At 41.4% G+C, this 12512-nt stretch carries 6 protein-coding genes; 1 reads left to right on the top strand and 5 read right to left on the bottom strand.

What is annotated here, in order from left to right:
• Window positions 1-19: 19 nt before the first annotated feature.
• The 5 genes from J4N24_RS19120 to J4N24_RS19100 all read right to left on the bottom strand — a co-directional run bounded on the left by J4N24_RS19120 (window position 20) and on the right by J4N24_RS19100 (window position 8402).
• Complete coding sequence (locus tag J4N24_RS19120; RefSeq protein ID WP_207535335.1) at window positions 20-1120, bottom strand: alkene reductase; 1101 nt, start codon at window positions 1118-1120, stop codon at window positions 20-22.
• A gap of 402 nt (window positions 1121-1522) precedes the next feature.
• Complete coding sequence (locus J4N24_RS19115; protein WP_207535334.1) at window positions 1523-2260, bottom strand: helix-turn-helix domain-containing protein; 738 nt, start codon at window positions 2258-2260, stop codon at window positions 1523-1525.
• Window positions 2261-2479: 219 nt separating this feature from the next.
• A complete protein-coding gene (locus tag J4N24_RS19110) occupies window positions 2480-3460 on the bottom strand; it encodes a BT_3987 domain-containing protein (RefSeq protein ID WP_207535333.1) in 981 nt (326 codons plus the stop codon).
• A gap of 22 nt (window positions 3461-3482) precedes the next feature.
• Window positions 3483-5285, bottom strand: a complete 1803-nt coding sequence (locus tag J4N24_RS19105; RefSeq protein WP_207535332.1) for a RagB/SusD family nutrient uptake outer membrane protein — start codon at window positions 5283-5285, stop codon at window positions 3483-3485.
• A 24-nt stretch (window positions 5286-5309) separates the two neighbouring features.
• A complete protein-coding gene (locus J4N24_RS19100) occupies window positions 5310-8402 on the bottom strand; it encodes a SusC/RagA family TonB-linked outer membrane protein (protein ID WP_207535331.1) in 3093 nt (1030 codons plus the stop codon).
• A gap of 916 nt (window positions 8403-9318) precedes the next feature.
• Between J4N24_RS19100 and J4N24_RS19095 the strand changes: the two genes are divergently transcribed.
• On the top strand, window positions 9319-12510 hold the full coding sequence (locus J4N24_RS19095; protein WP_207535330.1) for a glycoside hydrolase family 2 TIM barrel-domain containing protein: 3192 nt from the start codon (window positions 9319-9321) through the stop codon (window positions 12508-12510).
• The last annotated feature ends 2 nt before the right edge of the window (window positions 12511-12512 follow it).

The raw sequence follows: 12512 nt of genomic DNA, 5'->3' as shown, positions 1-12512 counted from the left end.
ATTTTTTAATTATTGGCGACTAGCTATGAAGAATTGAGGTCGGCTCTTCTAAAAATGGATAGTCAATATATCCCTGATATCCACCTCCAAACATCGTTGCGCGGTCTGGTTGATTGAGTGGGGCGTCTTTCTCGAACCGTTGGGGAAGGTCCGGATTAGCTAAAAAGAGTGTGCCGAATGAAACTAATTTGGCAATACCTTTTTCAAGCTCAGCTTCAGCCGTTACCTTGTCATACCCTGTGTTGGCAATAACTACATGTTTTATTTGTTTCCCGAACAATTCGATTTCATCGTCTTTGGGATAATGCGCAACAGGGAACATTGGGCTACGCTTCATTAATTCTACATAAGAGAAATCCAGTTTATTCAGCTCTTCAATAAGGTAAGTAAAGGTGGCCACAGGGTTATCGAACAAAATATCTCCATAAGGGTGAAAAGGCGAAAGTTTAATACCTACTTTATCACCACCAACCGTGTTGATCAATTCCTTCATTACTTCAAGAATAAACCGCGTTTTATTTTGGATGCTACCTCCGTACTCATCTGTTCTTTGATTAGCATTGTCTGCCAGGAACTGATTCGGCAAATACCCATTTGCCGCATGTAGTTCCACTCCATCAAAACCTGCTGTCATAGCGTTTTCTGCGGCATGCCCATAGTCCTTTACTATTTGTTTGATCTCTTCTACACTTAGTGCCTGCGGAGCTTCGTACTCTTTAGGACCCTGAGAAGTAAAGTGTTGGGAGCCATTAATAGCAACAGCCGAGGGTGCCACTGGTAATATCCCTTTTCTATCTACAGAATGCCCGGCACGGCCAGTATGCCAGAGCTGCGCCACAATTATCCCCCCTCTGTCGTGAACAGCATCGGTAACTTTCCTCCATGCTTCAATCTGTTCCTCAGAGTAAATGCCGGGTGTGAAAGGGCTTCCAATTGCCTGTTCGCTGATGTTGATGGCTTCTGTAAATATTAGTCCTGCACTCGCTCTTTGTGTATAATACTGAATGTGCAAGTCGCCCACCATTCCGTTGATGTTCGCACGGCTTCTTGTCATCGCCGACATAGCCAAGCTGTTTTTTAGCTTTAGATTTCCTAAAGTGGTTTGATTCAATAGTTTCATAATTAGATTATTGCTTTTGTTTTTGATTAGATTTGTTTTAGAAATTGCTTTTTTATTTGTTTAATTATTACGCTGTAAAGGTGCCTTGTTTGAAGAGGATAAACTTGTATCAGATCACTGTTCTTGACAAATCATCTGCCTTGTACTGTAGTGGATGCAGGGCTGGAAAAGTTCTTCGAGGAGATCGGCCAACTGTAGAAGTCGATAATTTCTGCCACATCCTGTAACAGAGATAAGGGGTACCGAAAAGTTGCAGGAAGCTGGGAGACGCTATGGCGAGCATGTAAATCTGTTGCTGCAATTATGCACACCACTAACCTCACCGGTTTGGACATGGGTGAACAACATGTTGGTGCCTACTAAGCAAATCCCCCGGCCTTATTTAGAAGAAGTGCCAGGCTATTAATGTACCTGGATGAGATCGCTATTGTATTTTAAAGCTGTAGGAGGCATGCCGAACATTTCATACATGTATTTATTCAATTGAGGCAAGTCATAGAATCCGCTGAAGTAAGCAATTTCTGTAAGACCTTTGTCTTTATCTGAAAGTGTAGAGTAAATAGCCTGTCGTAATCTTGTCCACAGTAAGTATTTAGACAAACTGCTTCCTGTTTGTTCTTTGAAAAGAGAAGCAAGACGGGATGGAGACAGAAAAACCAGATCTGAAAAGGTTTGAGGGCTTATGTCCCGTTCGAAGAAGTTGCTTCTGATATATTCAACCATTTTCGTTACTCTTTCATCATAATGCGTTGCTGGTACGTTTGACAGCAATGCGCTGGTGATGGTTGAAACTTTAAAGTTGCCTGTTTCTAATTGAAAATACTCAGATATTTCATTTCTCGTATGGAAGATGATACGGTCTTTATCAGGCCCGAAGCCACTTGAAAGCTCAATGCCTATTTTGGAATAAGGCTCTATATTAAGAACGCTCAATGTTCCTTTTTCTGCCACGCATAAATGAGGGACTTGCGGTTTGATTATGAAACCATAGATGTTTTCGCACAACTCTCCTTTAATAGTTGAGTTAAAAGGAGCGTCGTTTGACAACACGATTTGATAAGCTGAATGTTTATGAATTTCAACTGTAAGGTTGTGGGCAGTGAGGGCGAGAATAAAGGGATTGCTTATTTGTTCTTTCATTTACTTTTAGTAGCAGTCTAAAATAAGACTTTTGCCACCATAAATCCGGCAACTGTAGTATGGGTTATTCCCATTAGTTGAAATTTTAGCATTGAGTTAGTAACAGCATTTACGCTGGGCAGAAGGGAATTAGGAATAGAGGAACAAAATTCCTCTATTCCTGATAGTTTGATTATTTATATAAAAGGAAGATTAGCTCTCCTATAAACTTTATCCTAACTAAAAAGCATTCAGTTCAGCTAACTGCATATATGAAGCTCCGTAAGCCGAAACAATGGTAAATTTAAAATAACGGGCGTTAGGAAAGCCTTCAGTCAGGAACTGAAATTGCTCCTGCTGTTTATTTTCAAAAGTAAGGGTGCCGGCACTAGCCCAATTAACATTATTTGTACTAACTTCTACGTTGATTAGCTGTGGTTTGCCATTCCCGTCGGCCTGGCGGGCAACGAGATAAAAACCATGTAATTGTTTTTCGCTTCCCATATCAATTGTTATATGATGCGGAGCAACAGCTCCTCCATTGGTCCATCTTGAATGCCAGAAGGTGCTCTTATTATTATCTAGCGCAAAGATTGCTCCACCATTGTTTGGCCCTTCACCTGAAGCCTCCTCAGAAGACATTCCGATGATCTGCCATTGAGACCGGTCGAACAAGGGATAATCAGAGAGTTTAGGTTGAGCTTTGACAACAAAGTAAGTGGTATTTCTTTCCGGGTTTACCGTGACTCCCTGTGCCGACATGGTTACCGGGAGTAAGTAGCTTTTAAGAGGGATCATAGATCCGGTTCCCTTAGTTTTTAATGATACACTTAGTGGTAAAGTAGATAATTTCCCTTTAGGGATAGTTGTACTAGTACTTGACAAGGTATACATACTCTCGGGCAGGATCGGATAATTGGTGCTATTTTTTGCGTTGTATTCAGCCACCAATGCGCTATTAACCGTAAAGGTAACTGGAATATCAATATCTGGATACCCGAGTCCTCCATAAGCAGCACCATAGGTAACAGTCTGTAAAGTATCAGAAATGTTAAGCGTTTTATTTACAGTACCAGCCACACTTTGGGGCATATATACTTTATTATAGCTAGCCAGGGGCTGGTCTGGTAAATTAATATCATCCTTACAGCCACTATTCAGGACTGTTAAACCTAAGAGGGTGAGGAAAAACGAGGTAAGAAAATTCTTTTGACTTAGCATGATCTTTTATTTAATAGATTAATTACCAACCAGGATTTTGTACAAGTAAGGAACCTCTGTCCATGGCGTACTGACGGATAGGGGACCAGTAAGACGCAGGGGCTCTGAAAAGGTGTTGGCTTGCCACAACTCTTTTGAAAAAGTCGTTGTTTGACTTTGACACATCCATGCCATGCATTTGTCCCATCACTTCCGGCGCAATTTTCCAACGGCGGATATCAAACCATCTGATACTTTCAAAAGCCAGCTCAACTCGTCTCTCAGCTCTTATTGCATTACGCATGGCTATTTGATTTGCTGGCACAGGTAGAGCATCCGTTCCTGCACCATATTGGGGGATACCAGCTCTTTCACGAATAAGGTTAAGATATCTGGCAATATCAGGGTTAGCCGGATCGTATTCATTCAGCGCTTCGGCGTAATTTAAATACACTTCTCCCAAACGGAAAAGAACTAAAGGCCTTCTTTGAGTTGCACCATTGCCTCCTGATCCGTTATTTGTTAGCGTACCTACATTTTTTCTGATAAGATACCCTGTTCTGCTCCAATCGGTTGGATGCCCGTTGCTTCCATTAGGTCCGTCTGCATAGAATGAAATAGGTGCAGCAGAGGTCATTTTTCCACCCTGAAACATACTGTTATGATACGTTACCGAAGCGTAAAACCGAGGTTCTCTATTCATATACATGTTGTATACCTGAACACCATTAACAGAAGTGAAACCCGTCTCGCTGTATAACGATGACTCCGTTCTTGGCTTTCCATCTTTCATAAAATAGGCATCTACCTGCTCCTGTGTAACTCCCAGACCATTCCAACCACCAGCTATTCTTGGCATAGAATGTATATCGCGGGCGGGCAGACCATTTGCTGGCCGGGTGAAAATCTGCTCAGAATTTCCTGCTTTTAAAAATACGTTCTGGTAAGAAGTGATTGGGTTATAAGGCGTTCCGGATTCCTTATACAAGCTATAGATTCCAAGGTCTATTACAGCCTTGGAAGCATCAGCAGCTCTTTTCCATTTCTGAACATCGTAAGTCTGATTGATCAATGCTACTCCATCTTTGTTTTTAAAGTTTGCCACTTCCGTATTGCCATTATAAAGCGGACTGGCAGCATAAAGAAGTAACCTTGCTTTTACAGCAAGTGCCATACCTACAGTAGCTCTCCCGTATTCAGTTTCAGCAGGAGCTCCATTTAAGGAAGGTACCAGCGGCAGCACTGCAGCTGCTGCATCAAGCTCGCTGACAACGTAATTTACACACTCGTCAAAAGGACTACGTGGTTTTTGCATAGCTTCAGCAGGAGCGTCAGCAGGGAGCTCCTCATTACCTACTAAAACCACAGGTCCATATTGACGCATTAACAGGAAATAGTAATATGCTCGCAGGAACCTCGCTTCTGCCTTGTATTGATCGATTTGCTGCTGACCATTCAGGGCCAGTATCTCCGCATTACTGTCAATATGGTTGATGAAATAAGTTGCTGAGCGTATCCCATTGTAGTATTTACCCCAGGTGTCGAAAAGACCATTGCTTGGCCCTATATTCAACAAGTTTACCTGGTAAATAGGATATTTTGACCAGGTAATATCTGCCTCGTCGCTATTCCCGATCCAGGGAACTGCTTCCCACTGATTCGAATCGTCTTCAATATAACTGTATACATTTGCTAAATACTGTTCCGAAGGTCCCTTTTTCTGAAATACCTGCTCAATACTTAAACGATCATTAGGAACCTGATCCAGATAATCTTTACAACCTGTATTAAAAAGTAGTGTTATGCCTAACGCTACTGTGCTTCCTTTTAAAATTATAGATTTCATGTTTGTGTCTGTTAAAAACGGCGATTATTTGAATGAGCATTTAACACCGAGGTTGAACGTTTTGGTTAGAGGGTATTGCGAGCCACGTCCATTACCAAGTTCTACATCCCAAAGCTTAAATCCACTGATGGTCCACAAATTATAGCCGATGAAGTATAAGCTAAGGTTTGTCATACCAGCCTTCTTGATCCAACTTGACTTGTTAAAATCGTGTGCTACGGTTAAGGTTTGCAGACGCATAAAAGCTCCATTTTTTACCCACCATGTACTGTTAGCATAGTTCATGTTGTCGTTTCCATACGTGATTCTGGGATAGAATGGATTAGGGTTGGTATTGGTTGGTGTCCAGCGGTCTGTGATTTGGGATAGAAGATTTCCGCGTTCTCCACCCTGACTAAATGGTTGAAAACCATCTCCGTTCAAGTTGATATCTACATTGCTTATTCCCTTAAACCACGCAGCAATCGAAAATCCTTTCCAGTTAATAGTAGGGCCAAAACCATATACGATTTCCGGAGTAGCTCCATAGCCAATAGGTCCCTGATCATATCCATCAATAAGCCCATCGCCATTAAGATCTTTATATTTAATATCACCAGCTTTATTAGTGCCCGTTTGTAATGGGCTGTTTGCTACTTCTTCATCGCTGTTGAACAAGCCTAAAGCGGTATATCCAAAGCGTTTTCCATACTTCCTTCCAATGCGTTGTTGCCAGGGGTAGGGCCATGGTGCATTTGCATCATTTATTACTATTGCTCTTGTCCATGTCATATTTCCCCGCAATCCAAGATGCCAGTCCCGTCCTATATTTTTATTCAGGTCAAGGGTTCCCTCTACACCACGGTTGGTAACTTCCCCAAGATTGGCTGCAGGTAAGTTCCGGATACCGGCATAATCAGGAACATCTCCTCTAGCCCTGAAAATACCTACGCGGTTTTCCTTAAATATGTCGGTGGTAAGAGAGATCTGATCACGAAGCATCTTAATTTCAAGTCCGAGATTTTGTTTTTTCGCAGTTTCCCAGCCTACCTCTACGGCATAATCGGCAATGTCGTACCCCGCGATGTTACGTTGTGTAGTACCGGCACCGAAGTCATAGCCTCCATTTCCTTCGCCAACTGTTGCTATATAACCGAAGCGACGTCCGCCGATCTCACTATTTCCAACTTCTCCATAGGAATACCTGAGTTTTAAGAAAGAGAAGGTATTTTTAAGCGGCTTGAAGAAGCCTTCTTCCGAGATCACCCAGCCGGTACTAAAGGAAGGGAAGAAACCAAATCTTTTGCCAGGAGCAAAGGTCTCTGATCCATTATAGCCGAAGTTTCCTTCAAAGAGGTATTTGTTATTGTACACATAGGTGCCTCGACCGGCTAAACCCATGTAGCGATATGGAATTGAACCTATGAAATCACCTGCAAATGCATCAGAGCGGTCTGAAGCATTAAAAAGGACCATGCCTGTAACGTTGTGCTTTTTAAATGTCCTGTCCCAGTTTACCGATCCTTCTGTGTAAAATTGACGGGAACCTCCATTGGCGCGGGCATATCCTAGAAAGCTGCTTCCGGTTAGGGTGCGTTGCGTGATAAGATTTCCCGCTGCATCCCTGCCAAAAGCCTTATATGCATCAACTGTTTTAGTTCTTGAAATAGTATGCGTATTCAGGTTGTCAAAAGAGAACATTGCAGTTGCAGAAAGTCCTTTTAAAACCTTTCCAAAATCCTGCGTCACGCGGATATTACTCCATAATTGACTTCTGAACTCGCTGACATAGCCAGTTTGTGTCAATTGATTATAGGGGTTCAAAACATCCGCGGTAGTGATCTGAGAGAATTGCCCATTGGAATATTTTACGGGAATAGAAATAGGCGGTAATAAATATGCTGATGACCAGATCCCGTCAGCCGATGTACCCGGGAAATTACCATTGCTTAACCATCCAGCTGCTCCAAAGTCAACTTTGGTAGTTTTAGTAATATTTAAGGTTAGGTTAGATGTAAAATTATAACGGGTGAATTTTATTTCAGAATTATAATTGGCAAGACCATCGGTCTTATACATTCCGGTTTCATCATAATATCCCAGAGAAAGGTAATACCGTGCATTCTCCGATCCTCCGTTTGCATTGATTCTCGCACGCCGGTTCCCTCCGGTTTTATTAAATAGCTCCTTAAACCAATTAACATTAGGATAAAGATCAGGATCAAGGTTATTAGCCGTAGAATCAATCCTGCCTTGAGTGTATTTTAATCCCTTGCCGGGGTTACTGCTTTGGAAGGCTTCATTAGCTATTTGCATGTAGGTAACGCCATCCGCGAATTGCGGTATTCTGGTAAATTCAGTGATTCCCTGGTCATACTGGAAATTAAGAAGCGGTTTTCCCTGTTTACCCTTTTTAGTTTGGATCAGTATTACACCGTTAGCTCCGCGTACACCATATACAGCAGTTGCGGAAGCATCTTTAAGGATACTAAAGCTTTCGATATCCTCAGGGTCTACATTGCTGAACTCTCTTTGCACCCCATCGATCAATACCAATGGATTGCTATTAGTAAAGGTCGATATACCGCGGATGTATATTTCCGAGTTGTCATACCCGGGTTGTCCGCTTCGCTGCACTCCGATGATACCAGCTACCCGTCCGGCAATGCTGTTGGATAAATTTGCTACCGGTTGTTTTAGCTCATTTACATTTACGGTGCTGATGGCGCCTGTTAAGGTTGCTTTTTTCCGTTCCCCGTAACCGACTACTACTACTTCATTTAAATCACTTGCTGATTCTTTCAAGGTAACGTTTATAACAGTCTTACTGTTAACAGCAACTTCCTGGGTAACAAATCCAACGAAACTGAAAACAAGGATTCCTTTATCATCAGCAATTTTTATGGAGTACTTTCCTTCGATATCGGTGGTAGCTCCAGCTCCTCCGCTCTTTACTTTAATGGAGACACCTGGCAGGGGTTGCCCTTTCTCATCGGTTACCTTACCCGTTACTTGTATTGGATCAACTTTTATTGACGAAGTTTCCAATAGTACGCCCTTAATTAGAGCTTTTTCGTGTGCTATTGACACAGCACCTACCTGCATAATAGCGGTAAGCAACACTACTGATAATTTCATGTTAGGGAAAAAATTAGATTTGATGCGGAAGGACTTTCCACATCTGAAAGCAGTATATTTGTTATACATTTTGACTGTAGGATTTAGAAAATAATTGTTAGTTGTAATATTATTAGCTACCTAACGACAGTACCTTTACTGCTTTTGGAGGTGTAGAGAACCTCTGAAAGCAGCTTTTTGAAAATTCTTACTGAGTATCGTTTAGACCATAAAGACCACCCTCCTTTCTTAAATTTATTTTTGGTGCATTGTTGTTGTTGCTCGGGCCTTTTCCAATCCCTGTGTATTCTAATAATTCATCCTATCCGCCTGGCATATATACTCTTTGGTTTATAAAAGTTATTGATCAGGATTCTCTGTGGTTTCCTTTTCTATGTGTTGGCTGAATTTTATTTAAGTCTTTCTTTAGTCCGGGCTTACTGTCTCAATTATCCTATTGATAGAAAGAGCTTTTGTTATGCGGCGGGCTTTGAAAAGAACGATAGTGTATCAATTGGTTTTTTTCATCACTGCTCTTTCAGGCGGTGATTTAAACAAATTTGAATCTATATTTCAACTATTCCCAGTGTCTCTGGCTGATATGGATTTGATGTCAAAAAAAATGTATGATTTGAAAAAAAACGATCCTGGCATTAGGACTTGAAATGCTTGTTCAGTTGTTTAAAAGGAGTTTTAATGGACGATATGTCAAAAAAATGAATGAAAGGGTAGGTGTGTAGCAAGTTTGTTTAATAAAGAAGGACTTCCACCTTCAACTTTTACATTCGAGCAGTAATTGAAGTTGCTGACCTCTTTTCGTACTCTACGTCAATAAATATGTATTTTGAGGCAAATCAGAAGGTTCAGTTGCAACTCATATTTGTACCACTGAAAGGGGAACATTACGTTCGCAAACAAACCTTAGTATAAAGATTATATGATTTCAACTATTTTTCGAAAGGAGATCTTTAGATTTTCATTGACCTGCATCTTTGTTTTTTGGGGAACCATAGGTATTAGGGCACAAACCGCAACCTTATCCAAATCAGATACAGCAACAGTTCCCAGGGAAATTGAAGATCCCGAATGTATTGGCATTAATCGCGAGGCCCATCATGCCTCACTAATGCCTTATGCTTCATTAAAAGAAGCCCTGGTGGCAAAGCGACATGCATCTTCCTACGCTATGAGCTTAAACGGTAATTGGAAGTTTAACTGGGTCGATTGGCCACAGAAAAGGCCGGTCAACTTTTATAAGCCCGAATATGATGTTTCAGGATGGAAAGAGATTAAAGTGCCATCTAACTGGCAAATACATGGGTATGGAACCCCAAATTACAGCAACTTTACCTACATCTTTCACAAAGACTTCCCCAAAGTGATGGGAACACCTTCTGAGAAATATACTTCTTATCTAGAAAGAAATCCTGTGGGTAGTTACCGCCGTGATTTTACGGTACCTGCTAATTGGAACGGCCGCAGAATCTTTATCAGTTTTGATGGTGTTGACGCAGGCTTTTTTGTTTGGGTGAACGGTAAAAAGGTTGGCTACAGTGTAAACAGCCGTAATGCAGCGGAGTTCGATCTGACAAAGTATGTAAAGCCAGGGAAAAATACGCTGGCTGTAGAAGTATACCGCTACACTAGCGGCAGCTACCTCGAGAACCAGGATATGTGGCGGCTAAGTGGCATCTTTAGAAATGTTACCTTATGGAGTGCTCCTGTGCAGCATATCCGGGATTATTTTATTAAAACTGATCTGGATAATAACTATAAGAATGCAACCCTCAACCTAAGCGCAAAGGTTAAAAATTATGGTAGCACTGCAGTTAAAGCAAGGACACTGAATATTGCTTTGTATAAAGGCACCGTGGTAGTACCAGGAGCAGTTGGCAAAAAAGCGGTACCTGCCTTAGAACCAGGCGAAGAGGTTACTGTAAATATTTCATTTCTAGTAGCAGATCCGCAAAAATGGACTGCCGAAACGCCTGATCTGTATACCTCTGTTCTAACCTTAAACGATGGAACGAAAACCATCGAAACCTTGTCTTCCCGCACCGGTTTCCGTGAAATTGAAATTAAAGGCAGGTTATTCCTGGTCAATGGAGTACCGATTAAATTGAAAGGAGTTAATCGACATGAGAATTGGCCGGATGTAGGTCATGCGGTAACAGAAGATCAGATGATAAAGGACCTGGAATTGATTAAGCAAACAAACAGTAACCACGTTCGTACTTCTCATTATTCTAACGATCCAAGGTGGTATGAACTATGTGACGAATATGGGATCTATTTAGTGGCAGAGGCGAATGTGGAATGTCATGATGTTCAAAACCAATTTAATGAGGAACCTACTATTAAAGCCGCCATCACCGACAGAAATGTAGCTAACGTAGAGAATTTTAAAAATCACCCCTCGGTTTTAGTCTGGTCATTAGGTAATGAAAATGGATCTGGTGGTACAAACTTCAGAGCTGCTTTAAAGGCAATTAAAGCTATTGACCCAGACAGACCAACACATTATGAAGGCTTTGGAGTAGGAGAGGTTAATCCTGCTGATATTGATAGCCGGATGTATACTCAAACTCCTGAATTAAAAGATCAGGCCATGAATCCATCTTTAACCAAGCCATTCTATTTATGTGAATATGCCCATGCAATGTTTAATTCAATGGGTTCGGTAGACGTTTACAATGATCTATTTGATAAATATCCATCACTGCTTGGTGGAGCAATATGGGAGTGGCAGGACCAGGGAATTTATAATAACCGCGATCCTAAACATCCTATAACAGCCTTTGGTGGAGGATTTGGTGAATACCCTAATGATCATTATTATATTCACAAAGGAGTGGTGTTTTCTGACCGTTCACCTAAGCCCCATTTCCCTGAACTTAAACATGCTTATCAATGGATCACTATTCAAAATAAAGATCTGGAAAGCAAAAAGATCATCCTTAAGAACCGGTATCACTTCACCAACCTCAATAAATTAATTGGAAAGTGGCAACTTTCTGAGAACGGGACGATAGTTTCTACAGGATCATTGCCAAAAGTAGATTTGGCTCCAGGCAGTGAAAAGGAAATAGATGTTCCTTTCAAACTTACTCCTAAGGCAGGTGCGGAGTATTTCCTGAAAATATCTTTTGAACTTGCGTCGGATCAGTTATGGGCAAAAAAGGGTTACGAAATTGCCTGGCAGCAATTTGAAATTCCGGTTAATACATCAATTGTTAAGGTGAACAGTGAGGGAGGTAAACTGGTATTAACCAGCAACAGCAACAGCATACAAATCAAGGGTTCCGACTTTAATATCGAGTTTGATAAAACAAGAGGGACTTTTTCCAAAATGGAAAAAAGGGGAGTGAGCGTGTTAAAAGATAATGGAGGTCCTATCCTTCACCTTTGGAGAGCGCCTCACCAAATTGATGATATGTGGGCTTATGAGGATTGGAACAAAAAAGGTCTAAGATCATTAAGCTGGAAAGTTGAGGATGTGCAGTTTGATCAGCCAAGGGAAAATACTGTAGAAATCAAAGCAAGTTTAACCGGGAGCGGAAAGGAAGGATTTAAAGTTAAACACGACGTAGTTTATACCGTTTCAGCTGATGGATCAATTAATGCAAAAAATAACGTAAACTTTAGTGGCCCTGACCTTATAGTAGGAAGAATAGGAGTAAGGATGTTTCTGAATAAAGACCTGGAGCGTTTCGACTATCTGGGAAGAGGTCCTATGGAAAATTATCCTGACAGGAAAAGTGGGTCAGATGTAGGCCACTATTTTAGCAGTGTTGCGGCCCAGCTAACACCATACGAAAAGCCTATGGAAGCAGGGAATCATGAGGATGTGCGTTGGGCAAACCTAAGTTCTGAAAAGGGAAGCGGATTATCCGTCAGAAGGGAGAATGATCTTCTTCAAGTTTCGGCCCTTCCATACAGTGATGAGGAACTGGAAAAGGTGGAATACCGGATTCATCTTCCAAAAAGCAACAGTACTGTTCTGTGTATAAGTCATAAAACATTAGGGGTTGGCTCAACAGGCTGCGGGCCACGTCCTCTGGAACCTTACATGGTACATTCAAAGCCAACGGAATTCACTTATAAGATTTTGTTGACGGGGAATAAGTAGAT

Origin of the sequence: Desertivirga arenae (genome assembly GCF_017355785.1) — a bacterium.
Lineage (GTDB): Bacteria > Bacteroidota > Bacteroidia > Sphingobacteriales > Sphingobacteriaceae > Desertivirga > Desertivirga arenae.
Note: the sequence above shows the minus strand (reverse complement) of the source record. Positions and strands in the feature narration are given on the sequence as shown.